24 protein-coding genes and 2 pseudogenes are annotated in these 20,492 nt (G+C 74.2%); 14 read left to right on the top strand and 12 right to left on the bottom strand.

Features of this window, described 5'->3' with window-relative positions; all coding sequences use genetic code 11:
* Window positions 1-32 precede the first annotated feature (32 nt).
* From ACH4N1_RS17635 to ACH4N1_RS17625, 3 genes are all read right to left on the bottom strand, one after another.
* The gene (locus ACH4N1_RS17635; protein WP_398098040.1) at window positions 33-1,205 is read right to left on the bottom strand and encodes a PP2C family protein-serine/threonine phosphatase; all 1,173 of its coding nucleotides are present in this window, start codon (window positions 1,203-1,205) and stop codon (window positions 33-35) included.
* 252 nt (window positions 1,206-1,457) lie between these two features.
* Window positions 1,458-1,856 (bottom strand): gas vesicle structural protein GvpA, encoded by a 399-nt coding sequence (locus tag ACH4N1_RS17630; RefSeq protein ID WP_398098039.1) that lies wholly within the window; start codon window positions 1,854-1,856, stop codon window positions 1,458-1,460.
* A 266-nt stretch (window positions 1,857-2,122) separates the two neighbouring features.
* Window positions 2,123-2,536, bottom strand: a complete 414-nt coding sequence (locus tag ACH4N1_RS17625; RefSeq protein ID WP_398098037.1) for a DUF302 domain-containing protein — start codon at window positions 2,534-2,536, stop codon at window positions 2,123-2,125.
* A gap of 174 nt (window positions 2,537-2,710) precedes the next feature.
* Between ACH4N1_RS17625 and ACH4N1_RS17620 the strand changes: the two genes are divergently transcribed.
* The 3 genes from ACH4N1_RS17620 (at window position 2,711) to ACH4N1_RS17610 (ending at window position 5,319) form a co-directional block, all read left to right on the top strand.
* Window positions 2,711-4,072 (top strand): rhodanese-like domain-containing protein, encoded by a 1,362-nt coding sequence (locus ACH4N1_RS17620; RefSeq protein WP_398098036.1) that lies wholly within the window; start codon window positions 2,711-2,713, stop codon window positions 4,070-4,072.
* Between the two features lie 117 nt (window positions 4,073-4,189).
* A complete protein-coding gene (locus ACH4N1_RS17615; RefSeq protein ID WP_398098034.1) occupies window positions 4,190-4,576 on the top strand; it encodes a rhodanese-like domain-containing protein in 387 nt (128 codons plus the stop codon).
* The gene (locus tag ACH4N1_RS17610) at window positions 4,573-5,319 is read left to right on the top strand and encodes a sulfite exporter TauE/SafE family protein (RefSeq protein ID WP_398098033.1); all 747 of its coding nucleotides are present in this window, start codon (window positions 4,573-4,575) and stop codon (window positions 5,317-5,319) included. Before ACH4N1_RS17615 ends, ACH4N1_RS17610 begins: the two co-directional genes overlap by 4 nt.
* Before the next feature lie 21 nt (window positions 5,320-5,340).
* Here ACH4N1_RS17610 and ACH4N1_RS17605 read toward each other — a convergent pair whose 3' ends face one another.
* Window positions 5,341-5,628, bottom strand: a complete 288-nt coding sequence (locus ACH4N1_RS17605) for a metal-sensitive transcriptional regulator (protein ID WP_398098032.1) — start codon at window positions 5,626-5,628, stop codon at window positions 5,341-5,343.
* Between the two features lie 104 nt (window positions 5,629-5,732).
* Between ACH4N1_RS17605 and ACH4N1_RS17600 the strand changes: the two genes are divergently transcribed.
* The 3 genes from ACH4N1_RS17600 to ACH4N1_RS17590 all read left to right on the top strand — a co-directional run bounded on the left by ACH4N1_RS17600 (window position 5,733) and on the right by ACH4N1_RS17590 (window position 8,203).
* The gene (locus ACH4N1_RS17600) at window positions 5,733-6,320 is read left to right on the top strand and encodes a rhodanese-like domain-containing protein (RefSeq protein WP_398098030.1); all 588 of its coding nucleotides are present in this window, start codon (window positions 5,733-5,735) and stop codon (window positions 6,318-6,320) included.
* Between the two features lie 109 nt (window positions 6,321-6,429).
* Window positions 6,430-7,356, top strand: coding sequence for a pyridoxamine 5'-phosphate oxidase family protein (locus tag ACH4N1_RS17595; protein ID WP_398098028.1), 927 nt, complete (start codon window positions 6,430-6,432; stop codon window positions 7,354-7,356).
* Between the two features lie 166 nt (window positions 7,357-7,522).
* Complete coding sequence (locus tag ACH4N1_RS17590) at window positions 7,523-8,203, top strand: OsmC family protein (protein WP_398098026.1); 681 nt, start codon at window positions 7,523-7,525, stop codon at window positions 8,201-8,203.
* A gap of 174 nt (window positions 8,204-8,377) precedes the next feature.
* On the opposite strand, the gene ACH4N1_RS17585 is transcribed toward ACH4N1_RS17590, so the two are convergent.
* The gene (locus ACH4N1_RS17585; RefSeq protein ID WP_398098024.1) at window positions 8,378-8,827 is read right to left on the bottom strand and encodes a universal stress protein; all 450 of its coding nucleotides are present in this window, start codon (window positions 8,825-8,827) and stop codon (window positions 8,378-8,380) included.
* A gap of 392 nt (window positions 8,828-9,219) precedes the next feature.
* Between ACH4N1_RS17585 and ACH4N1_RS17580 the strand changes: the two genes are divergently transcribed.
* The 3 genes from ACH4N1_RS17580 (at window position 9,220) to ACH4N1_RS17570 (ending at window position 12,066) form a co-directional block, all read left to right on the top strand.
* Window positions 9,220-9,897: a CBS domain-containing protein gene (locus tag ACH4N1_RS17580; protein ID WP_398098022.1), complete on the top strand. Its 678-nt coding sequence runs from the start codon at window positions 9,220-9,222 to the stop codon at window positions 9,895-9,897.
* A 598-nt stretch (window positions 9,898-10,495) separates the two neighbouring features.
* On the top strand, window positions 10,496-11,419 hold the full coding sequence (locus ACH4N1_RS17575) for a carbamate kinase (protein ID WP_398098020.1): 924 nt from the start codon (window positions 10,496-10,498) through the stop codon (window positions 11,417-11,419).
* A gap of 296 nt (window positions 11,420-11,715) precedes the next feature.
* Window positions 11,716-12,066: a hypothetical protein gene (locus ACH4N1_RS17570; protein ID WP_398098019.1), complete on the top strand. Its 351-nt coding sequence runs from the start codon at window positions 11,716-11,718 to the stop codon at window positions 12,064-12,066.
* Window positions 12,067-12,109: 43 nt separating this feature from the next.
* Here ACH4N1_RS17570 and ACH4N1_RS17565 read toward each other — a convergent pair whose 3' ends face one another.
* Window positions 12,110-12,775 carry a GAF and ANTAR domain-containing protein gene (locus ACH4N1_RS17565; protein WP_398098346.1) on the bottom strand — a complete coding sequence of 222 codons (666 nt, stop codon included), beginning with the start codon at window positions 12,773-12,775 and terminating at the stop codon, window positions 12,110-12,112.
* A gap of 212 nt (window positions 12,776-12,987) precedes the next feature.
* Between ACH4N1_RS17565 and ACH4N1_RS17560 the strand changes: the two genes are divergently transcribed.
* Together ACH4N1_RS17560 and ACH4N1_RS17555 are read left to right on the top strand one after the other, a co-directional pair.
* Complete coding sequence (locus ACH4N1_RS17560; protein ID WP_398098017.1) at window positions 12,988-14,001, top strand: 2-hydroxyacid dehydrogenase; 1,014 nt, start codon at window positions 12,988-12,990, stop codon at window positions 13,999-14,001.
* 237 nt (window positions 14,002-14,238) lie between these two features.
* Window positions 14,239-15,069, top strand: coding sequence for an alpha/beta fold hydrolase (locus tag ACH4N1_RS17555; protein WP_398098015.1), 831 nt, complete (start codon window positions 14,239-14,241; stop codon window positions 15,067-15,069).
* Here the strand turns inward: ACH4N1_RS17555 and ACH4N1_RS17550 are convergent.
* Together ACH4N1_RS17550 and ACH4N1_RS17545 are read right to left on the bottom strand one after the other, a co-directional pair.
* Window positions 15,059-15,472, bottom strand: coding sequence for an ATP-binding protein (locus ACH4N1_RS17550; protein ID WP_398098014.1), 414 nt, complete (start codon window positions 15,470-15,472; stop codon window positions 15,059-15,061). The two genes, ACH4N1_RS17555 and ACH4N1_RS17550, sit on opposite strands and share 11 nt — an antisense overlap.
* Before the next feature lie 319 nt (window positions 15,473-15,791).
* Window positions 15,792-16,373, bottom strand: a complete 582-nt coding sequence (locus tag ACH4N1_RS17545; RefSeq protein WP_398098012.1) for a DUF4383 domain-containing protein — start codon at window positions 16,371-16,373, stop codon at window positions 15,792-15,794.
* A gap of 250 nt (window positions 16,374-16,623) precedes the next feature.
* On the opposite strand from ACH4N1_RS17545, the gene ACH4N1_RS17540 reads away from it, so the two are divergent.
* Window positions 16,624-16,809 carry a hypothetical protein gene (locus ACH4N1_RS17540; RefSeq protein WP_398098011.1) on the top strand — a complete coding sequence of 62 codons (186 nt, stop codon included), beginning with the start codon at window positions 16,624-16,626 and terminating at the stop codon, window positions 16,807-16,809.
* Window positions 16,810-17,055: 246 nt separating this feature from the next.
* Here ACH4N1_RS17540 and ACH4N1_RS17535 read toward each other — a convergent pair.
* Window positions 17,056-17,294: pseudogene (locus tag ACH4N1_RS17535) on the bottom strand (DUF3140 domain-containing protein); the annotation flags it as partial.
* Window positions 17,295-17,403: 109 nt separating this feature from the next.
* On the opposite strand from ACH4N1_RS17535, the gene ACH4N1_RS17530 reads away from it, so the two are divergent.
* Window positions 17,404-17,988: a sigma-70 family RNA polymerase sigma factor gene (locus ACH4N1_RS17530; protein ID WP_398098009.1), complete on the top strand. Its 585-nt coding sequence runs from the start codon at window positions 17,404-17,406 to the stop codon at window positions 17,986-17,988.
* A complete protein-coding gene (locus tag ACH4N1_RS17525; protein WP_398098008.1) occupies window positions 17,985-18,737 on the top strand; it encodes an anti-sigma factor domain-containing protein in 753 nt (250 codons plus the stop codon). The genes ACH4N1_RS17530 and ACH4N1_RS17525 overlap by 4 nt, the downstream gene beginning before the upstream one ends.
* A 67-nt stretch (window positions 18,738-18,804) precedes the next feature.
* On the opposite strand, the pseudogene ACH4N1_RS17520 reads toward ACH4N1_RS17525, so the two are convergent.
* The 3 genes and pseudogenes from ACH4N1_RS17520 to ACH4N1_RS17510 form a co-directional block, all read right to left on the bottom strand.
* A pseudogene (locus ACH4N1_RS17520) lies at window positions 18,805-19,008 on the bottom strand (SAM-dependent methyltransferase); the annotation flags it as partial.
* On the bottom strand, window positions 19,005-20,282 hold the full coding sequence (locus tag ACH4N1_RS17515) for a class I SAM-dependent methyltransferase (RefSeq protein ID WP_398098007.1): 1,278 nt from the start codon (window positions 20,280-20,282) through the stop codon (window positions 19,005-19,007). The gene ACH4N1_RS17515 and the pseudogene ACH4N1_RS17520, both read right to left, overlap by 4 nt.
* Complete coding sequence (locus ACH4N1_RS17510; RefSeq protein ID WP_398098005.1) at window positions 20,279-20,488, bottom strand: hypothetical protein; 210 nt, start codon at window positions 20,486-20,488, stop codon at window positions 20,279-20,281. Before ACH4N1_RS17510 ends, ACH4N1_RS17515 begins: the two co-directional genes overlap by 4 nt.
* Window positions 20,489-20,492: the final 4 nt, after the last annotated feature.

Raw genomic sequence — 20,492 nt, 5'->3', positions numbered from 1 at the left:
GACGCGCGGTGGGATGCGCCGGCCGCGCCGCCTCAGGCGGTGCCCATCCGGCCGTGCCAGTCCAGGCACATGACGCTGGCGTCGTCCTGAGGGCGGCCGTGGCAGGCGTTCTTCACCGCCTCCGTCAGCGTCTGCACCACCTGTCTGGGATGCAGACGGCGGGTCCGGCGGAGCAGCGCGGGCAGGTCGACCGCCGCCGCTTCCCGGTCCTGCATGCCGTCGGTGAGCAGTATGAGCCGGTCGCCGGGGCGCAGGTCGAGCTTCTGCACGCGGTAGGGGATGGGCGAGGGGACGCCGAAGGGCAGGTTGATGGTGAGGGGGATCTCCTCCACGACGCCGTCACGCAGGCGCAGGGGCCAGGGATGGCCGGCGTTGATCAGCTCCACGCGCTCCTGCACGAGGTCGACGCAGAGCAGCTGCCCGGTCGCCATGGTGCCGCGTCCGTGGGACAGCAGTGCCTGGTGGGCCTGACGTGCCTGTTCGCCGACGTTGCACCCCGCGCGCCGGGCGCCGCGCAGGGCGCCGAGCAGCAGGGTGGCCAGCAGGGCGGAGTCCACGTCGTGGCCCATGGCGTCGGTCAGCGACAGGTGCAGGGTGTCGCGGTCCAGGCTGTAGTCGTAGGTGTCCCCACCGATGTCGTCCGCGGGGACGAGCGCGCAGGCCACGGTGAACTGCGGCGCTTCGCAGCAGGAGGCGGAGGGCAGCAGCTGGTGCTGGATCTCCGCGGCGAGCGTCAGGGGCTTGGTGCGCTGCCCCCACTGGTAGGCGTCCGTGAAGCGGCGGTCGGTGACGATGATGTACGCGAGGGCGTGGGCCGCCTCCGCCACGTGCCGCAGCACGTCCCCGTCGGTGTGGGGGAGTGTCATCTCGAGGACGCCGATGCAGTCGCCACGGTTGGTGACCGGCGCGATGACCCGGTGCCGGCCCTCGGTGTCCCGCTGCCGGTGCAGTCGCTGCTCGTGGAGGACCCGTTGGTAGACGCTGCCCTGCACGGGGATGCGCACGGGGCTGGTCCCACCGGCCTCGGCGTCGTCGGCAGCGGTGAGCCGCACCAGTTCCTGGCCGACGAAGTCCAGGAACAGGAAGGAGACGGAGACTGCCCCGAAGCGCTTCTGCACGTTGCGGGCGACGACGTCGACGGAATCCATCGGCGCGGCGTCCTCGGCAGCCGCCAGGACTTCTCCCAACGCGAACTCATCGGCCATGACAACCTCCTGACTGGTCGCCCCTACGTCTTTCCGCAACCGGTCGAGACATCCCTGGCCGATCAGGGGCGTCGTCCGCACGAGTGATCCACCGGCGGTGGGCGCGGCCTGGTGGAACCGGCGTGCGGACATGGCCGTGCCCCCGGACCGGGGGCACGGCCGGGGGCGCGGAGGCGGGGGTGGCGCGAGGCGAACGGGTCGTCGCCCCGGGACGGCACGCGACGACGGCGGGGGTCGGTCAGAGGTCGTCGCTCAGTCGGCACTCCTGCGCGTGCCGGACCGTCCCGCCTGGCTCCGGCTCTGGCCGCGGCCCTGCTGGAAGGCTTCGGCGACCGTCTCCGCGGCGCCGGACAGCACGCCCTTCGTCTTGCCCTTGGCGCCGGACTCCATCATCTTTCCGGGCAGCTCCGTGAGGCCCGCCGGCTTGCGCGGCCCGGCCTCGAGATCGAGACGGTTGCACGCCTCGGCGAACCGCAGGTACGTGTCGACGCTGGCGACCACGATCCGAATGTCGATCTTGAGTATCTCGATGCCCACGAGGGAGACCCGCACGAAGGCGTCGATCACCAGCCCGCGGTCGAGGATCAGTTCCAGTACGTCGTAGAGCCCGCTGGAACCTCCGCCGCCACCCTGTTGTGCCGCTACCGTCATCACCCAACCCCTTGTCGGACCCGTGTGTACCGCCCCGGCTCGTCCGCCGGCCGTCGCACGTGACGCGGGTGCCGACGGCGGCGGGGCGGATCGTAGGGGTACGGGTTGCCGCTGCCGACGGTGGGCAAACGCGTGTGGCGACAGGACGGGCCCGCCGGTCGGGCGACCGGTCGCGCGGGGGCGCTGTTCCACCGGGTTTCGATCGACGTGCCGTCAGCTTCCGTCGGCGGGTCCCGGGCGGAGCCGGAGCCTGATCCGGCCCGCCGTCAGCTTTCCCGGTCCGTCGCGGTGAGGTCGGCGAGGGCGGCGTCGAGGCGCCGCCCGGCCTCCTCGGCGATCGGGCGGAGGGCGTCGCTGCCGGTCAGGGTCACCATGGTGTCCGGGTCGAGGGCCTGTACGGCGGTGCGGTCGCCGTCGCGGCGGACGACGACGTTGCAGGGCAGGAGCAGGCCGATGCTGCGGTCGGTCTCCAGGGCCCGGTGGGCGAGGGGCGGGTTGCAGGCGCCGAGGATGAGGTAGTCCTCCATGCCCTCCGCGGCGTGGCCGAGCTTGGCCTTGAGGGTGGCGGTGACGTCGATCTCGGTGAGGATGCCGAAGCCCTGGGCGGCGAGGGCGTCGCGGGTGCGGGCGACGGCGGTGGCGAAGTCGGTGTCGAGGTGGACGGTGCGGTCGTAGCGCATGAGGACGGCCCTTCTCGTGGCTGGCGCGGCAGCGGACGGGTGTCCGGTGCGGGCGAGCGGTCCGTGGGGTGTTTCCCGGGACTCTCCCCGCTCTCCAAAATACCCCCCGGGGTACTCGTGTTACCTTCGTATGTATACCCCCCGGGGTAATTTTCCACTGGAAGGGAGTACCGCGTGTTCTTCGTCGACACGATCGAGGTGCAGGGTCTCGGCAACCGGAGCTATCTCGCCGGCGGCGAGCGGACGGCGGTGGCCGTCGACCCGCCGCGCGACGTCGACCAGGTGATCGCGGCGGCCGTACGGCGTGGGGTGCGGATCTCCCACGTCGTGGAGACGCACGTGCACAACGACTACGTGACCGGCGGCCTGGAGCTGGCCCGGATCACCGGGGCGGCCTACCACGTCCCCGCCGGGGCCCGGGTCTCCTTCGCGCGGGTGCCGGTGCACGACGGCGACCGTGCCGAGGTCGACGCCGGCCTGACCCTGCGCGCGCTCGCCACGCCCGGCCACACGCCGCACCACACCTCCTACGCGCTGGAGGAGGGCGGGACGGCGGTCGCGGTGTTCACCGGCGGTTCGCTGCTGATCGGCACCGTCGGCCGCCCCGACCTCGTCGAACCGCGGCTGACCGAGCACCTCGCGCGTGCGCAGCACGCCTCCGTGCACAGGCTGGCCGCCGAACTGCCGGAGGAGGCGGCGGTGCTCCCCACCCACGGGTTCGGCAGCTTCTGCTCCTCCTCCCAGGCGGAGGGCGGTGCCACCACCATCGGCAAGGAGAAGGCGTCCAACGAGGCCCTCGTCCGGGACGTGGACACCTTCGTCGCCGAGCTGCTGGCCGGCCTGGACGACATTCCCGCCTACTACGCGCACATGGGTCCGGCCAACGCCGCCGGACCGGCTCCCGTCGACCTCACCCTGCCCGCGGTGGCCGACGCCGAGGAGATCGCCGCCCGGCTGGCCGCGGGGGAGTGGGTGGTCGACCTGCGCAACCGTGTCGCCTTCGCCGCCGGGCATGTGTCCGGCTCGTTCAACTTCGAGGCCGACGGTCAACTCGCCACCTACCTGGCCTGGCTGATTCCGTGGGGCAAGCCGGTGACCCTGCTCGCCGAATCACCCGCCCAACTCGCCGCGGCCCAGCGCGAGCTGGTCCGGGTCGGCATCGACAGGCCGGCCGCCGCCGCCACCGGCGAGCCCGCCCGGTGGGTGCGCGAGGGCGAGGCGCCGGTCTCCTTCCCGCGGGCGGACTTCGCCGACCTCGCGGGCCGGCACCCGGCGGAGGGAGTCGTCGTCCTCGACGTCCGGCGTGGCGCGGAGCGGGCGGGCGGGTACATCGAGGGCTCGGTCCACATTCCGGTCCACACCCTGCACCGCCGCCTGGCGGAGGTCCCCGACGGTGAGGTGTGGGTGCACTGCGCGGGCGGCGCGCGGGCCGCCATCGCCGCCTCCCTGCTGGACGCCGCCGGCCGCGACGTCGTCGCCGTGGACGACTCCTTCGACGCCGCGGCGGCCGCGGGACTCACCATCCGCAACCCCTGACGGCGCCGGGCGCCGCACCGGCCCCCGCCGACCGTCCGTACCGAGCCGACCGTCCGTACCGAGCCGAGCTGTACCGAGCCGACCGTACCGACACGGGAAACAGGAGCGAGAAACCACATGAGCATCTTCCGACGGGACCAGGGGGGTCCTGGCCGGGTGACCGCGCGGGAAGCGGCCGCGCGCACCGGCCACGGCACCGCCGACAGCGCGGGTGACGCCGTGCTGCTGGACGTGCGCGAGCCGTACGAGTGGCAGTCGGGGCACGCCCCCCGCGCCCTGCACCTGCCGCTGTCCGCGCTGGCCGCCGGGGCGGCGCTGCCCTCTCACGCGCAGGCGCGGCCCCTGGTCGTGATCTGCCGCTCCGGCAACCGCTCCCGGCAGGCCGCCGACCTGCTGGCGGCCCGCGGCGCGGTGGCCGTGGACGTGATCGGCGGGATGCGTTCCTGGGCGGAGGAGGGGCTGCCGGTGGTGGACGCGGGCGGCGGAAACGGCACCGTCGCGTGAGCGCGGTCGTCCTCGCCCTCGTCGCCGGCGCCGTGATCGGTGTGGCGCTGGGCGCGCTCGGGGGCGGCGGGAGTGTGCTCGCCGTGCCCGCCCTGATCTACCTGCTCGGCTTCAGCCCGGTCGGGGCCACGACCGCCGGCCTGGTCATCGTCACCCTGACCTCGGCCACCGCGCTGCTCGCGCACGCCCGCGACGGTCAGGTGCGCTGGCGTACGGGGCTGCTGTTCGCGGCGGCCGGGATCGGCCCGGCCATGCTGGGCGGCGCGCTCGCCGCCCGGGTGCCGGCCGCCGTGCTGACGGGGGCCTTCGCCCTCGTCGCGGCGGTGGCCGCCCTGCGCATGATGCGGTCCGCGCCGGCCGAGGCGGGCGCCGTGCCGGTCCGGCAGGCGCGCGCCGCGGGGGCCGGTGCCGGGCTCGGCGCGGTCACCGGCGTCCTCGGCGTGGGCGGCGGCTTCCTCGCCGTACCGGCACTGGTGGGCGTGGTCGGGCTGCGGATGCGCAACGCGGTGGGCACCAGCCTGCTGGTCATCACCGTCAACTCGGTGGCGGCGCTGGCGACGCGCGCGGCTACCGTCCAGCAGCTGGACTGGGCGGTCGTCGGCCCGTTCGTCGGGGCCGCGGTCCTCGGCGCGTGGGACGCGAAACGGCTGGCCGCGAAGGTCACCGGCGACACGCTTCAGCGGATCTTCGCCGGAGTGCTGCTGGCCGTGGCGGCGTTCATGCTGATCGACGCGCTGCTGTGACGGCCGCCGCGGCACGCCGGCTCACGCCAGCGACAGGAACAGTTTCTCCAGCCGGGTGCGCACCGCGTGCGGGTCCTCTCCGCCCCCGCGCCCCGAGTCGATGTCCGCCACGCACTGCTGCAGGCCGGTCGCGATGATCGCGAAACCGGCCCGGTCGAGGGCGCGGGAGGCCGCGGAGAGCTGCGTGACGACGTCCTCGCAGTCGCGTCCCTCCTCGATCATCCGGATCACACCGGATATCTGACCCTGCGCACGGCGCAGCCGGTTCAGCACGGCCGCCAGGTCCGCGCCCGCAAGCTCCAGTTCCACGGCCACTCCTCGGTGCGTACCCCTCGATCAATACCCCTAGGGGTATTGTACGTCCGATTCGCCGGATCACCGCCCGGTACCGACCCTCAAGGACCCCCTCTGCCATGACCAGTCCCTCCACCCCCTCCGCCCTCCGCACCGACGAGGCCCGCACCCGGCTGCACGAGTTCACCGTGATCGACGTGCGCACGCCCGCCGAGTACGTCTCCGGCCACCTGCCCGGCGCGGTGAACATCCCCCTCGACCACATCCGGCGCGCGCTGCCGGAGATCCGGCACGCCGCCGAGCGCGGCGACGTCCTCGTGGTGTGCGCCTCCGGCGCCCGCTCCGAGAACGCCTGCAAGCTCCTGGCCGAGCAGGGCATCGACACCGCCACCCTGGTCGGCGGCACCGGCGCCTGGGCCGCCGAGGGGCACGACCTGCAGACACCGGCCGCATGCGACACGCGGGCGGGCTGGAGCATGGAACGCCAGGTCCGTTTCACCGCCGGCAGCCTGGTCCTGCTCGGCCTCCTCCTCGGCCTGCTCGTGCACCCGGCCCTCCTGCTCGTCTCCGCCGGCATCGCGGGCGGCCTGGTCTTCTCCGCCCTGACGAACACCTGCGGCATGGCGGCCCTGCTCGGCAAGCTGCCCCACAACCGCCCGCGCGCGGCCGACCTGGACGCGGCGCTCGCCGCTCTGCGCAGCCGCTGAGCCCCGCGCCGCCCGCGAGCGCCCGGGCGGGACGGGACCATCGGCCCTGTGGTGCGGTCGGCGCCGCGGAGCGATGCTGGAAGGGGATCCGCAGCGAGAGGGCACGGTCATGCACGCACATGTTGGGGACCGGCTGATCGTCGAGAGTCCGGCCACGGGCATCGTCCGGCGCGACGGGGAGATCGTCGGCCTCCACCACGAGGACGGGACCCCGCCGTACGACGTGCAGTGGTCGGACACGGGCGACATCACGCTCGTCTTCCCCGGGCCGGACGCCCACGTCCATCACCCCGGCCACCCCGGCCACCCCGGCCACGACGAGGCGGCGCCGGGCGCACCGGCGTCCGGAGACGCGGACGCGGAGACCGGGGGCGGTGGGACGGCCGCCGCCGGCCCCGGCGACGTGGGCCGGCGGGTGGCGGAGGCGCGCCGGCGGCGGGGCCTCGGCCTGGCGGAGACCGCCGACCGCGCCCGTATCTCACCCGCCTACCTGGACTACCTGGAGACGCACCCGGCCGATCCGAGCCCCGGGACCCTCATGCGTCTGGCCGACGCGATGGAAACCACGCTCCGCGAACTCCAGGGCGGCGGCCAGGAGCGGCCTCCCGGACAGGGGCAGGCGCTCTACCACCCCCGCCTGCGGGAGCTGGACGAGGAGGAGTGCCGGGCCCTGCTGTCGACGCACGGCGTCGGGCGCGTCTCGCTGACCACGCGGCACGGCCCTGCCGTGTTCCCCGTCAACTACGAGGTGGTGGACGGGACGATCGCCTTCCGTACGGCACCCGACACCACCCTCGCCGCCGCGGTCGGCCACGAGGTGGCCTTCGAGGCCGACCACATCGACGAGGCCATGAGCCAGGGCTGGAGCGTCCTGGCGGTGGGGCCCGCGCGGGCCGTCACCGATCCTGCCGCGGTACGCGGGCTCGACGAGCGGGCCCACAGCGCCCCCTGGGCCGGAGGACGGCGCACGCTGTGGGTGGTCATCACCGTCGGACGGCTGACCGGCCGCCGCATCACCTCCGCCGACGACGCCTGAACACCCTAGGCGGCAGGCGGCAGGCGGCCCGGAGCCTCCCGGCGACTTCGGGACGTCCGGGGACCCCGCGGGGACCGTTCGACCCCGGACAGCTCCGCACCCGGGCGGTGCACTGGGAAGCGCAGTGCCCGGCCGCCGCGGCGGCACCAGCCGACAGGGAGCCGAAATGAAGATGCAGACGCGCTGTGGCCGCACCCTCAACGTCACCCGCTTCGCGCCGGAGGGACTGCCGGCCCCGATGGGCCGCGTCGTCCTGGACACCTCCTTCGAGTCCCACGACGAGGGCGGTGAACTGTGGGCGTCGCTCACGGCCGAGGAAGCCCGGCGGCTCGCCGGACTGCTGCTGTTCCAGGCCGCCGCGGTGGACCCCGGACCCGGCGGCCGGCCCGGAGCGGCAGAGGTGGTGCCCATCACCGGCGACGCGTACGAGGTCCGGGTGCGCGGACACGTCCTGACGGTCGACCAGCCGCTGTCCGACGGAGGCAAGGACACCGCCCCCACCCCGGTGGAACTCCTCGTGGCCGCCGTCGCCTCCTGCGCGGCGCACTACGCGGGTCGCTTCCTCGACCGCCACGGCGCCGACCGGGACGGCCTGTCCGTCCGTGCGGAGTTCCGCATGGCGGACGACCGGCCGCCCCGGGTGGCCGGGATCTCCCTCACCGTCCTGGCCCCGGGCCTGCCGCCGCACCGGCTGGCCGCGCTGCGCGCGGTGGTCTCGCACTGCACGGTGACGAACACGCTGGCCCAGGCCCCCGAGGTACGGCTCGAGGTCCGCTGCGCCGACGCCGACGCCGACGAGGCCGACCGCGGTGCCGAGGCGGGCCCCCGCACGAGCACCCGCGGGTGAACCGGCGGCGTCCCGCCGGGAAGGTGCGTCGAGGTTCCCGGCGGGCGGTGCCGGCTCGTGCGGGCGGCGTACCCCTCCCGCCCCGCTGACCGTCCCGCGCGGGGCGGGAGGACGGAGCAGGGGCGGGAGGACGGAGCACAGGAGGCCGGGGCCCGACGGTTTCCCGCCGGGCGCTCAGTGAGCCGTGTCCCCTTCCCGGGGGACGACGACGACCGGGCAGGCCGCGTGCTGGGCGCAGCGCTGGCCCACCGATCCCAGCATCGCCCGGGCGAAGCCGCCCCGGCCCCGGCGGCCGACGACGAGGAGTTCGGCCCCCTCCGAGGCCTGGATCAGGGCCTCGGACGGGTCGCCCTCGACGAGGTGCTCCCTCAGCCGCGCCGGACGCTCCCCGGGGAAGACGGAGCGCAACTCCGCCGCGAAGCGCTCCCGTGCCTGCTGCAGGTCGAAGTCGGGATCGATCGCCGGCCCGCTCCAGCCCGCGGAGGACGGCGTGTCCCAGACGTGGACCGCCTCCACGACACCGCCGACGGCCCGTGCGTACCGGTCCGCCCACCGCAGCGCCGCATACGACGTCGGAGATCCGTCCACACCCACGACCACCCGTGGTACCGGCTCAGATTCCATGGTCACCTCGCTCAGCCGTCGTTGTCTACGTATCTACGTATCTACGTATCTGCGTATCCGCGTATCCACGCTGCCGGGCCGCGCGCCACCGCGCCAGCCGGGGAGCCGTTCGGCGGTCCGGCCGGCGCGGACGGGCCGGGCGGGGGACGGTCGTACGGCGCCTCACCGGTGCCGGGACGCGGCAGGCCGGGCACGGCGCGCACCTGCCGGGTCCCGACTGGGCCAGGTGGGCGGCGAACCGCCGGGGCCCGCAGTCGTCGCGGCGGTGCGGTCCGCGGGCGGGCAGGGGCGGGCGACCCCTCGAAGCGGGCCGTTCGGCCCATGCCCGCGCCCGCCGGACGACACAGGCTGGAGGTGTCGCGACAGGCTGCCCGTACAGGTGGGAGGACACCATGACCGGCTCCGAGTACCGCGTGAGCGATGTCATGACCCGAACGGTCGTCGCACTCGCCGCCGGGGCGACGTTCAAGGACATCGTGAGGACCGTCGAGGTGCAGCGGATCAGCGCCCTGCCCGTTCTCGACAGCGGGAACCGGGTGCTCGGCGTCGTGTCCGAGGCCGACCTGCTGCGCAAGGAGGAGTTCCGGGACAGCGCCCCCGACCGGGGACCGCGGGCCCGGCCCCCGGCCGGCCTCGAGAAGGCACAGGCCGTGACCGCGGCGGACCTGATGACCTCTCCGGCCGTCACCGTCCGCCCCGACGCCACCCTCGCGCAGGCCGCCCGCGCCATGGCCCGGCACGGGGTGAAACGCCTGCCCGTGGTCGACGGCGACGGCGTGCTGAAGGGCATCGTCAGCCGCTCGGACCTGCTCAGGGTCTTCCTCCGCTCCGACCGGGACATCGCCGAGGAGGTGCGGCGCGAGGTGGTCCTCGGCCGGTTCCCGGACCCGATCGAGTCGGTCGGCGTGGAAGTGCACGAGGGCGTCGTCACGCTCACCGGCCGCGTTCGGGACCTGTCCGTCGTACCGCTGGCGGTGCGGCTGGTGCGGTCCGTGGAAGGCGTGGTCGACGTGCGGTGCGCGCTCACCGGGCCCCCGCACCGCCCGGCCCTCGAACCGGACATCTCCTAGGACGGCCACGGGGCCGACGGCGGTGCCGAGGACGCGGTGCCGGGGACGACGCCGGGGACGAGGACGACGGGACGGGGCCGTGAAGGCGGAGGAGGACAGGGGCCGACCCGTGGGGAACCGGCCCCGCGGCGCACGGCCGCCGCTCTCCGGCCCCGCGGCGCCACGAGGACGCCGCTCGCCCCGAGCACGGCCCCGGCCGGACCGCACGGGCCGTGTGGCAGGGACCATCGGCACCGCCGCAGGTCCGTGCGGCCGCTGCCCCGACGGACCGCGGCGGACGAACATCGATCACGGAACGCATCATCCGCGGCGAGTTCCCGAGGAGCACAGGGATGCCCAGGACCACAGGGATGCCCAGGACCACAGGGACGCCCGCCACCACAGCGAGGGGAGAGCCCGGACCGCCTGCGCCCGGCCCCGGAGGCCCCGGCCCGCGACGCCTCGTCCGCGACGCCACCGCCGCCGGAACGGGGGCGGGGGACGTACGGCGGCACGGCACCGGCGGCCCCCGCCGCTGTCACCCCGCGCGAGGAGCGGGCCCCGGACCGACCGCACACCATCAAGGCCGTACTCGTCGCCACTCTGGAGGACCGAAGCCATGCGCATAGTCGTCGCCCTCGGCGGCAACGCTCTGCTGCGCCGCGGCGAACGCCCCGACGCCGCTGTCCAGCAGTCGAACATCGACCGGGTCGCCATCGCCCTGGCCGCGCTCGCCCGCGAACACGAACTCGTCCTCACCCACGGCGACGGCCCCCGGACCGGCCCGCTCGCCGTGGAGAGCGCCGCCGGTCCCGCCCTCGGCGCCCCCTGCCCCCTGCAGCTGCTCGGGGCCCAGACCCAGGGCATGATCGGCTCCCTGCTGGTCACCGCCCTGCACGACGCCCTGCCGGGCCGCCGCGTCGCCGCCCTGGTCACCCACACCCTCGTCCGGGCCGACGATCCGGCCTTCCACCGGCCCACCAGGTTCGTGGGCCAGGTCCACTCCCGCGACACGGCCCGCGCCCTGGCGCGCGAGCGCGGCTGGCACATCGCCCCGGACACCGCCGGCTGGCGCCGCGTCGTGCCCTCGCCGTCACCGGAACGGATCCTGGAGACCGACACCGTCCACGAGCTGCTGAACGGCGGCACCCTGGTGATCTGCGCCGGCGGCGGAGGCGTTCCGGTCGTCGAGGACCGGGACACCGGCGCGCTGACCGGTGTGGAGGCGGTCGTCGACAAGGACCTCACGGCCGCCTCGCTCGCCGAGGGCCTGAAGGCCGACTTCCTGCTCATCCTCACCGACGTCCCCTGCGTCTACGACGACCACGGCACCCCCGCACAGCAGCCCGTCCTCGACGCCACCCCCGCGGAGCTGCGCCGCAAGAGGTTGCCGGACGGCTCCATGGGACCGAAGGCCGAGGCCGCCGCCCGGTTCGTGGAACGCACCGGGGGACTGGCCGCCATCGGGGCGCTGGACGCGGCGTACGAGATCGTGCACGGCCGCTCGGGCACCCTCGTCCGCCCGGAACTCGCGACCGGCTGAGGAGCGGGAGAACAGAGCGGTACCGCCGTCCGGTCCGGACCCCCGGGGCCGGGCGGCCCCCGACCGCGGACGCACCGGCCCGCCCCGGCGGACGCACCGGCCCGCCCCGGCGGACGCACCGGCGCCGAACTCCCTTCCCGGTCCGCTCACTTCGAAGCGCCGCCCCCGGTACGTTCGCCCCCTGGGAGGTCGTCCTGGACGGACCGTTCACCGCCGAGCAGCTCGACCGGCACCTGCCGCGCACCGCGCTCGACCGGCTCGTCATCACCGGCGACCCCGCCCTGAGCGGCCTGTCGTTGCTGAAGGGACGTCCGCGGATCAGGCACCTGCACGTCGAATCCACCGTCCGGATCCGGGACGTCTCCGACGTGGCGGGCTCCCGCCCCACGACCCTCGCCCTGGACGCCGCACTCCTGCTGCCGGAGGACCTGGAGGCCACCCCCGCGGTGGACAGTCTGCGGGAACTGCACCCGCACCGGCTGCCGATCGGACCGTACGCGTGGCTTCCGCCACCGCACCCGTCCGTGGCGCGGCTGTCGGCGCCGAGCCAGGACCTCCAGGTCGACACCCCGCACCACCGGGTGGGCCTGCGCGGCCTCGCCGACCGGCTCCGTGCCCAGGTCACACCGGACGAAGACCTGCTGTGACAGGCCGCGCCCGGCCGGTACCGGCTCCGGCCGGTACCGGCGATCAGGAGTCCTCGGGGCCCTCGGCCCGGATCTGCTGGGCGACGTCACGCAGCTTGACGTTGTGGTGCTGGGAGAACCGGCGCAGCACGCCGAAGGCGTCGGCCTCGCTCAGCTTGTGGCGCTCCCTGAGCATGCCCATGGCCTCACCGATGGCGTGCCGGGCCTCCATGGCGTGCTCCAGCTGGTCCACGGTGCGGGCGCCGGCCAGGGCGACGGCGGCGTGCGAGGCGAGCAGCCAGCCGGCGGTCTCCACCTCCTCGCGGAAGGCTCCGGGGCGGCGGGCGTACAGGTTCAGCGCGCCGAAGTCCTCGTCGTCGGTGTAGAGGAGGACACCGGTCATGCTGCTCACACCCAGCCCGTGGGCCTCCGTGGCGAACCGCCGCCAGGCCGGCTGAGGCCGGCTCAGGTCGGCGATCCGGTACACGCGCTCGCCGTCCGTGCCGCGGGCGAGATCGAAACAGGGGCCCTCGCCCAGCCGGCCCTGCAGACGGTCGCACTCCTCGACCATGTCACCGCAGGCCGCCAGGGTCACGGCCCGTCCCTTGCGGACCGCGAGGATCCCCGCCGCGTCGCAGCCGTCCACCAGCTTCACGGCCGCCGCGGCGATCTCGTCCAGGGTCGCCTGGACGGAGTCCTGGGCCAGCAGATCCCGCGCGAGCACGGCCATCTGTTCGGCGTACTCACGCCACTCCACCGTCACCACCGCCTCCGTCACCGGTTCGACCACACTAGCCGTACGACGGGGCACCAGCGCCACGCACGGACGGTGACCGCGTGAGCGGCTCACCGGTGACCCCCTCGGCGAAACGTGCGCCGGTCCCCGGCCGCCGCCCGCCTTGCCTAAGGTGGAAGGCCGACAGCCGCTACCGAGGAGTGCACGTGGAGATCGTTGCGTACGGAGTCCTGGCGGACGAGCAGCCGCTGCTGCAGGCGGAGTTCGAGCGGGTGCTCGCCGACCGTCACGACCTGCGCTGCCTGGGGCTCTTCCTGAACCGGGACACCGTCCCGACCGCGGCCGGGCACGAGATCGTCCTCAGCAGTGTCAACGACACGCTGGACGCCGAGGTGCTGCGCGCCCTGGCCGCCGGCGGCACGCGGATGATCGCCCAACGGGCCACCGGCTACAACAACATCGACCTGACCGTGGCGCGCGAGCTGGGGCTCACCGTGGCCCGGGTGTCGTACTACTCGCCCTACTCCGTCGCCGAGTTCGCCTGGACGCTGGCCCTGGCGGTCAACCGCCGGATCGTGCGCGCCGCGCACCGCACCCGTGAGTTCGACTTCCGGCTCGACGGTCTGATGGGCCGTGACCTGCGCGGCCGGACGGCCGGGGTGGTGGGCACCGGCAAGATCGGTGCCGCGTTCGCGAGGATCGCCCACGGGTTCGGCATGCGCCTGCTGGGCTGGGACATCGCCGAGAACCCCGACTGCCTGGCCCTCGGCATGGAATACGTGGAGCGGGAGCAGCTGTTCGCCGAGGCGGACCTGGTGAGCCTGCACGTGCCGCTGCTGCCCGAGACGCACCACCTTCTCGACGCGAAGGCCCTGGGCCTGATGAAGAGCGACGCCATCCTGGTCAACTCCAGCCGCGGCGGCCTCGTCGACACGGACGCCCTGCTGGAGACGCTGCGGGCCGGACGGCTGAGCGGGGTCGGGCTGGACGTGTACGAGGAGGAGGCCGGGGTGTTCTTCCTGGACAAGTCGTTGGAGGTGATGACGGACGAACGCCTCGCCAGGCTCATGACGTTCAGCAACGTCCTGATCACCTCGCACCAGGCGTACTTCACCGAGGACGCCGTCGGCCAGATCGCCCGGACCACGATCGCCAACGTCGCCGACCACCTGTCGGGCCGGACCGGTGACAACGTCCTCGTCCCACCGCCCGCCGGCTGACGTCCGACCGCGTCGCGCCGACGACGCGGGTGACGCCTGAGGGCGGGCTTCCGGGAGCACCGCGCACCGCCCCGCGCCGTGCTCCCGGGAGCACACCCTCCGGTGAGGGGGTAATGTCCTGAGTTGCCCGCAATCGTGACAGTCCCGGTCGGCAGGTCGACGTGCCCCGACCGCCCTGTGCGACTGCCGCTTCTCGTGAACCCCCCGATCGGGAAAGACAAGTGGGAAGGATCTGCCATGGGCACGATCACCACGAACGACGGCACCAGCATCTTCTACAAGGACTGGGGTCCGCGCGACGCCCAGCCGATCGTCTTCCACCACGGCTGGCCGCTCAGCGCCGACGACTGGGACGGTCAGATGATGTTCTTCCTCAACGAGGGATATCGCGTGATCGCCCACGACCGGCGGGGCCACGGCCGCTCGTCCCAGAGCCCGACCGGCCACGAGATGGACACCTATGCCGCCGACGTCGCAGCCCTGATCGACGCCCTCGACCTCCGGAGAGCCGTCCACATCGGCCACTCCACCGGTGGCGGCGAGGTCGCCCGCTACGTCGCGCGCGCCGAGCCCGGCAAGGTGGCCAAGGCCGTCCTCGTCGGCGCCGTGCCCCCGATCATGCTGCGGACACCGGACAATCCCGGGGGGCTGCCGATGGAGGTCTTCGACGGCTTCCGCGCCGCCCTCGTCGCCAACCGCGCGCAGTTCTACCGCGACGTGCCGTCCGGTCCGTTCTACGGCTTCAACCGGCCCGGCGCACAGGTGTCGCAGGGCGTCGTCGACAACTGGTGGCGGCAGGGCATGCAGGGCGCGGCCAACGCCCACTACGAGTGCATCAAGGCCTTCTCGGAGACGGACTTCACCGAGGACCTCAAGCGGATCGACGTCCCGGTCCTCGTCGCCCACGGCACCGACGACCAGATCGTGCCGTACGACGACTCGGCACCCCTGTCGGTCGAACTCCTGCAGCACGGCCGGCTCAAGAGCTACGAAGGGCTGCCGCACGGCATGCTGACCACGCACCCCGACGTCCTCAACCCCGACCTGCTGGCCTTCGTCAAGGAGTAGCCGCATCCGTGTCGAGCGTCACGTGCACGGTCTTGCCGCCCAGGGCGGGGACGACCGTGACGGTGTCACCGAGGAGCGCGACGAGCGTCAGCCCGAAGCCGCCCCGCTCCCCGGGCACGCTCTGCCGCTCGGGGAGGTCCTCGCTCTCGTCGGCGACGCCGATGTCCAGCAGCGTTCCCCGCATGGTGAGGGTCAGCACGCACGGGCCGCGCGCGTGGTGGACGGCGTTGGTGACCAGTTCGGAGACGATGAGCACCGCGTCCGAGGCGCGGGGCGTCCCCCCGGCTTCGGCGGCGAGCCACCTGGTGGTGTAGCGGCGCGCGGTACGCGGGGCGTGCGGATCATAGGGGAGGAAGACGGTGAGGCGTCGCATGGGGGTCGCCGTCGGTGGGGTGATGGTCATGACCGCTTCCCTCGGGGGGTTCGGCCGGTAAGTGCTCGGTGCCGGCGGTCTGCCGGTGTCGCGGCGCCGCGGCGTCGGCGGACAGTCGCTGTCCCCGTGCCGTCGGCAGCCCTGGGGGAGGAGTCGGCGTCCCGGCCGGGCACCACCGTGCGCGCGGCGGTGCCCGCCCGCGTGTCGCGGTAACCGCTCGCCGTCGAAGCGGGAACCCGGCGGCAGGGCGGTGCGCGCCCGGTCGCCGTGACGGCCGGGCGCGCAGCGGTGCTCCACCGCTCCACGGCCGCCCGGCGGCAGGCGCCGCCGGGCGGCCCGGGGCGGGGTGTCACTCGGCATGGCTGACACGGCCGGTCAGGACGGGGCCCGCCGCGGCGTCGGCATGGCCCCCGGGAAGGCTTGCGGCGGCGGTGACCGCCCGCCGGCGTGCGAGGGACTCCCGGGCCGCCTCGCGCGGGTGGCGGCGGCGCCAGTAGGGGTTGTCGTGGGACAGCTTGCTGGAGACGCGGCCGTACATGCCGAAGGTCAGGATGACCAGGCCCATGATGAAGCTGAACATCACGTTGGTCATGCCGAAGTCGAGGACGTTGGCGGGCCGGTCCAGGATGAAGATGTGGACGAAGCCGCTGAGCAGGAAGAGAGTGCCCACGGTCATGTTGAGCGTGGAGGCGAAGTTGCCGCCGATGACGCCGCCCGCGACGAGGGCGAGACCGACGACGACGGAGACGAGGCTGAGGACGCCGTTGGTGGTCAGCCCGGCGAGGCTCTCGCCGTCGGTGTTGAACGGCGCGAGCTGGTTCGCGAAGCCCAGTACGCCGAAGACGAGCAGGACCACGCCGCAGAACGCGGCTCCGTAGCGGTAGACCGTGGCGAGCTTGTGATCGACGGGAAGCTCGTCGCTAAGCCTCATGGCGTTTCCTTTCCGGCCGGGAAGACGGTGGGCCGCCGGGTCGCTGAGCCCGGCGCCGCTCCCTCTCGTCCCCGTATTCAGGACATAGGGCGCGAAAGGTTGCAGGGGGGTGGAGAAAGGCGGTACCGGTGCGCCGATCCGGCCTCGCGGGTCGTGCCGCGGGCGCGGGAAGGCGCGGCATTCCCTTGAGGGACCGTTCCTCGGCCTGGGATGATCACCGGACCGCAGGAACGAGGCAGGGGTGGGGAACATGGCCGTCGTGGTGCTGCTGGGCGTCCTGGCGCTCGCCGTCGGAGGGTGCGTCTGTGTGGTGTGGGCGGCCCGCGGCGGGCCCCGTTGGGTCCGCGTCGTGGCGACGGTGACGCTCACCGCGGGCGAACTGCTGAGCAGCGCCTCGGGGAAGAAGCGCACCACGACGAGCGGCGGCGACGACTAGGGCCTCTCGTCTGGATCATGCCGGGCTCGCGGGGCCTGGTGCCGTCCCTCGCGGCGTTGTCGTCGGTTGCCATGGCTCCGCCATGGCGCCCTCCTTCGCCTTGCGATGAACGGCACCAGGCCCCGCTCCCTGATCCGGCCTGATCCAGACGAGAGGCCCTAGGACGTGACGGCCGGCCGCGCGACGCCGGTCCTCCACGGAGCTCGTCCTCCATGGCGCCGGGCCGCCCGTCGCGCGACGCCGGTCCTACGCGTCGCCCCCGCCCGCGAGCGGGTCGTGGCCCCGGTTCTCGAGCGAGTGGCGCCGGCGCGTATCGCGAACGTCCCCGGACGGACGCTGCGCCAGGTGGCGGCGGACGTAGCCGACGGCCTCGCGCATGTGCCGGTGGTCGTCGTCCGGCAGGTCGTCCTTGCGGTCCTGAGGATGTCGAGGACGTGGCGGCCGGAGGAGTGCCCGGTGGGCTCGCCGCCGTCCTCCTGCCCGCCTCCTCGTACCCCACCCGTGGCCGTCCGCGGTTGGTGTACGACTGGGACCAATCCGCCGCCCTCCGGGGACCGGATTACCAGCGGAAAAGCCCGACCTCGGAGGACCTTTGTGAAAGAAGCCGTCTACATCGGCACGAACCCCTCGGCCAAGCCGGACCTGCAGGAACTGCTGGGCCAGGTGGCTCTCGGCGACGAGAAGGCGTTCGCCATGGTCTACGACGCCGTGGTGGGGTCGGTCCTCGGGGTCGCCCGTGCCGTCCTGCGCGACCAGGCCCAGTCGGAGGAGGTGGCCCAGGAGGTCCTGGTGGAGGTGTGGCGCACGGCACCGCGCTACCGGGCCGAGCGCGGCACCGCCATCAACTGGATCCTGACGCTGGCGCACCGCCGGGCCGTCGACCGGGTCCGCTCCGTGGAGGCCGCGGCCGTCCGCGATCACAAGGCGGCGCTGCTGGACCGGACACCCGAGTACGACGAGGTGACCGAACAGGTCGAGGCACGGCTGGAGCGGGAGCAGGTGCGGCGCTGTCTGCGCACCCTGACCGGCATCCAGCGGCAGGCCGTCACGCTCGCGTACTACCGCGGCCTGACGTACCGCGAGGTGGCGGAGGCGCTCACGCTTCCGCTCGGCACGGTCAAGACCCGACTGCGCGACGGACTCATCCGGATGCGCGACTGCCTGGGGGTGAGCGCGTGACGACCGCCGATCTGCACCGCATGACAGGTGCCTATGCCCTGCACGCACTTCCCCCGGACGAACGCGAGGACTTCGAGCGGCACCTCGAGGACTGCGAGCTGTGCGTGGAGGAGACCGCGGAGCTGTCCGCCACCGCCGCCCGCCTCGGACTGGCGACGTCCGCCACGCCCGGCCCGGCACTGCGCGAGCAGGTCCTGCGCCGCATCACCACCGTCCGGCAGGACAGCCCCGGCGGCCCCGTGCCCGTGCGCCCGGTCGGTGCCGCCCGCCGCATGCGGACGATGTCGCGGTGGGCGCTGGCCGTCTGCGTCGCGGCCGCCGCCGGACTGGGCGGCGCGACCGTGTGGCAGCACCAACGTGCCGACGACGCCCGGGAGGAGGCCCGCCGGGCCGAACGCGGCGTCGACGAGATCGCCGCCGTCCTGACGGCCCCGGACGCCAGGAGCAGCACCGCGCGCCTGGCCGACGGCGCCACCGGCACCGTTGTCGTCTCCGGCAGCCGGGACAAGGCCGTCTTCCTCGCCTCCGGGATGGACCGGCCGCCCTCCGGGAAGGTCTACCAGCTCTGGTTCGACGACCACGGCACCATGCGGTCCGCCGGTCTGATGGACCCCGATCGCACCGACCAGGCCGTCGTCATGGCCGGAGCCCTGGACGGCGCGTCCGGAATGGGCATCACCGTGGAACCCGAGGGCGGTTCGCCGCGGCCCACCTCCGATCCGGTCGCCGTGATGGCGTTCACCGCCTGACCGGACCCGAACGGACCGGATCCCGCCGGCACCGGCGGGCCCGGTCCGTCTTCGCACGTCACTTCGGCGCCTGCGCCAGGCCCAGTTCGCCGGGCTCCCACAGCAGCCGGCGCAGGGCGCGCCGCGACCGTACGACGACGACGGGTCCGCCGGGCGGGCCGGCCTCGGCGCCGTCCCAGGTGCGCAGCCGCACCGGAAGAGGACCGCCGGTCATTGTCTCGGCGAGGTCGGCGATGCGCCCGGCGGCGCCGGACCGGGAGGTGGTGGTCATCGGGCGTGGTTCTCCTTGGTGAACAGGTACTGCTGTACGTCCAGCCGGCCGGAGCGGAAGCCGACCTCGCAGCAGGCCAGGTAGAAGGTCCACATCCGGCGGAACGTCTCGTCGAAGCCGAGGGCTTCGACCTCGTCCGCGCGGTCGGCGAAGCGCCCGCGCCACAGCCGCAGGGTCTCGGCGTAGTGCGCTCCCAGGGTGTCGCGGCGGGCGACGCGCAGCCGGGTGTGGTCGCGGACGGTCGCGGCGACCGCCTCCACCGAGGGTGGCAACCCGCCGGTAAGGACGTAGTTCTGGATCCAGCCGAAGGCGTCCCTGGTGGCGGGCGTTCGCCGGTGTGACATGGTGACGGCCTGGACGACGGCCCGGCCGCCGGGCGCCAGCCGCGCCTCCAGCGTGCGGAAGCAGTGCGGCCGGAACTCCGCGCCCACGGCCTCGATCGTCTCGACGCTCACCACGGCGTCGTACGTGCCGCGCGCCTCGCGGTGGTCCCGCAGCTCGACCGAGACCCGGTCGCCGAGGCCGGCCGCCGCGATCCGCCGCAGGGCGAGGTCGCGCCGCTCGCCGGAGAGCGTGATCGAGGTGACCCGCGCGCCGCGCGCCGCGGCGCGGATCGCCAGCTCGCCCCAGCCGGTGCCGATCTCCAGCACCCGGGTGCCCTCCTCGACCCCCGCCAGGTCCAGGAGCCGGTCGATCTTGCGGTGCTGCGCGGCGGCCAGCAGGTCCCAGGTCGCGGGAAAGCCGCGGAACAGCGCCGCCGAGCAGGTGAGCGTGTCGTCGAGGAACAGCGCGAACAGGTCGTTCGGCAGGTCGTGGTGGCGGCCGGTGGTGTTCCGGACGCCGTCGGGGGTGTTGCGCTCGGAGGCCGGCCGGCGCGGCGCCCACAGCGCGCGCAGCGGCCGGAGCGGGGCCGGGACCAGCCGGTCCGTGGTGCCGGCGAGCACGGTGAGCACGGCGACCAGGTCGGCGGCGTCCCACTCGCCCGCCATGTACGACTCGCCGAAACCGACGGCCCCCCGGCTCCCGATCCGGCCGTGGAACGCCTGCGCGTCGTGGACCTCCAGGACCGGTCCACCCCTGCCGACCCAACTGCCGTCGGCGAACCTGACCCGCAACGGCACTCGTTCCAGGGACCGGCGCAGGACGGCCGCGGTGATCGCGGTCCGCCCGGCGGAGGCCTTCGGTGGCCGTGCCACGTCGGGCCAGCGGGCCGGGTCGACGGCCGCGGCGGTGGTCCGGGCCGAGGCGGCGGGTCGGGTCTCGGTTGTCCTCATGCCGTGTCCTCCGGTGTCTCGTGGCGGTCGGCGCGCGGCGGGACGGGCAGCCCGCGCGGGTGCGGGCGGATGCCGTGCGGGCGGACGGCGGCCGACACGGCGAGCGTCGACCGGGGCTGCCGCAGTGCCGGCCGCGGCACGGTGCCCGCGGCCGGCTCCCGCCGCGGACGCCTGCCGCCGCGCCTCCCCCGTGGTGCGCCTGCCATCGCC

Origin of the sequence: Streptomyces sp. NPDC017202 (assembly GCF_044331705.1) — a bacterium.
Lineage (GTDB): Bacteria > Actinomycetota > Actinomycetes > Streptomycetales > Streptomycetaceae > Streptomyces.
The sequence above is the reverse complement of the archived record's forward strand: the minus strand, read 5'-3'. Positions and strand labels throughout refer to the sequence as shown.

What these genes read in the sequence shown, in the direction of transcription:
- ACH4N1_RS17635 (WP_398098040.1), bottom strand. Translation starts at nt 1,205, where the DNA reads ATGGCCGATGAGTTCGCGTTGGGAGAAGTCCTGGCGGCTGCCGAGGAC.
- ACH4N1_RS17630 (WP_398098039.1), bottom strand. Translation starts at nt 1,856, where the DNA reads ATGACGGTAGCGGCACAACAGGGTGGCGGCGGAGGTTCCAGCGGGCTC.
- ACH4N1_RS17625 (WP_398098037.1), bottom strand. Translation starts at nt 2,536, where the DNA reads ATGCGCTACGACCGCACCGTCCACCTCGACACCGACTTCGCCACCGCC.
- ACH4N1_RS17615 (WP_398098034.1), top strand. Translation starts at nt 4,190, where the DNA reads ATGAGCATCTTCCGACGGGACCAGGGGGGTCCTGGCCGGGTGACCGCG.
- ACH4N1_RS17600 (WP_398098030.1), top strand. Translation starts at nt 5,733, where the DNA reads ATGACCAGTCCCTCCACCCCCTCCGCCCTCCGCACCGACGAGGCCCGC.
- ACH4N1_RS17595 (WP_398098028.1), top strand. Translation starts at nt 6,430, where the DNA reads ATGCACGCACATGTTGGGGACCGGCTGATCGTCGAGAGTCCGGCCACG.
- ACH4N1_RS17590 (WP_398098026.1), top strand. Translation starts at nt 7,523, where the DNA reads ATGAAGATGCAGACGCGCTGTGGCCGCACCCTCAACGTCACCCGCTTC.
- ACH4N1_RS17585 (WP_398098024.1), bottom strand. Translation starts at nt 8,827, where the DNA reads ATGGAATCTGAGCCGGTACCACGGGTGGTCGTGGGTGTGGACGGATCT.
- ACH4N1_RS17580 (WP_398098022.1), top strand. Translation starts at nt 9,220, where the DNA reads ATGACCGGCTCCGAGTACCGCGTGAGCGATGTCATGACCCGAACGGTC.
- ACH4N1_RS17575 (WP_398098020.1), top strand. Translation starts at nt 10,496, where the DNA reads ATGCGCATAGTCGTCGCCCTCGGCGGCAACGCTCTGCTGCGCCGCGGC.
- ACH4N1_RS17565 (WP_398098346.1), bottom strand. Translation starts at nt 12,775, where the DNA reads ATGGCCGTGCTCGCGCGGGATCTGCTGGCCCAGGACTCCGTCCAGGCG.
- ACH4N1_RS17555 (WP_398098015.1), top strand. Translation starts at nt 14,239, where the DNA reads ATGGGCACGATCACCACGAACGACGGCACCAGCATCTTCTACAAGGAC.
- ACH4N1_RS17550 (WP_398098014.1), bottom strand. Translation starts at nt 15,472, where the DNA reads ATGACCATCACCCCACCGACGGCGACCCCCATGCGACGCCTCACCGTC.
- ACH4N1_RS17545 (WP_398098012.1), bottom strand. Translation starts at nt 16,373, where the DNA reads ATGAGGCTTAGCGACGAGCTTCCCGTCGATCACAAGCTCGCCACGGTC.
- ACH4N1_RS17540 (WP_398098011.1), top strand. Translation starts at nt 16,624, where the DNA reads ATGGCCGTCGTGGTGCTGCTGGGCGTCCTGGCGCTCGCCGTCGGAGGG.
- ACH4N1_RS17515 (WP_398098007.1), bottom strand. Translation starts at nt 20,282, where the DNA reads ATGAGGACAACCGAGACCCGACCCGCCGCCTCGGCCCGGACCACCGCC.
- ACH4N1_RS17510 (WP_398098005.1), bottom strand. Translation starts at nt 20,488, where the DNA reads ATGGCAGGCGCACCACGGGGGAGGCGCGGCGGCAGGCGTCCGCGGCGG.